Source organism: Arthrobacter sp. GCM10027362 (genome assembly GCF_042679445.1).
Lineage (GTDB): Bacteria > Actinomycetota > Actinomycetes > Actinomycetales > Micrococcaceae > Crystallibacter.
Window position 1 is genome coordinate 1 of sequence record NZ_JBHTML010000434.1, and the last position, 680, is coordinate 680.

1 protein-coding gene and 1 pseudogene are annotated in these 680 nt (G+C 71.8%); both read left to right on the top strand.

The window, feature by feature from the left end; all coding sequences use genetic code 11:
- Nucleotides 1–123, top strand: a pseudogene (locus tag ACFQ36_RS23200) (1-phosphofructokinase); the annotation flags it as partial.
- 38 nt (nt 124–161) lie between these two features.
- Nucleotides 162–680, top strand: a 519-nt coding sequence (locus ACFQ36_RS23205; RefSeq protein ID WP_377017981.1) for a PTS sugar transporter subunit IIA, incomplete at its 3' end; no start/stop codon positions are given.

A 680-nucleotide genomic window follows, 5' to 3' on the forward strand; every position in this document is an offset into this window, starting at 1 on the left:
TCCGCCCCGGACTGCCTCCGCCAGGCGGTGGCCCACGGGGCCGCGGCCGCGGCCCTGCCCGGCACCACGCTGCCGGCACTGAACCAGACCACGCCGGACGCCGTCACCGTCACGGCCCTCTAACCGCAGCAAGCCAAGGAAGACGACAAGGAAGACACCCTATGTCCCGCCTCATCACTCCCGAACTGGTCGCACTGGACCGCAACTTCGGTTCCAGCCCGGCCCAGGTCATCCGCGAACTGACCAAGATGGTGGTCGACAACGGCCGCGCGAGCGAATTCGACGGCCTCTACACCGATGCCATCGCCCGCGAGGAGAAGACGGCCACCGGCATCCCCGGCGGCATTGCCATCCCGCACTGCCGCTCCACGGCGGTCATCGAACCGACCCTGGCCATGGCCCGGCTGGATCCGGCCGTGGACTTCGGCGCCAAGGACGGCCCGGCGGACCTGGTCTTCTTCATCGCCGCGCCCGCCGGGGCGGACCAGGCGCACCTGAAGCTGCTGGCCAAACTCGCCCGGTCGCTGATCAAGAAGGACTTCACCGCCGCCCTGCGCGCCGCCGGTTCGGGCGAGGAAATCGTGGAACTGGTGGAGGGCGCCCTCGCGGACAAGCCCGCACCTGCCCCGGCTCCGGCCGCGGCCGCAGCCGGTGCCACGGCAGCAGGTGCCGCGCCGGCG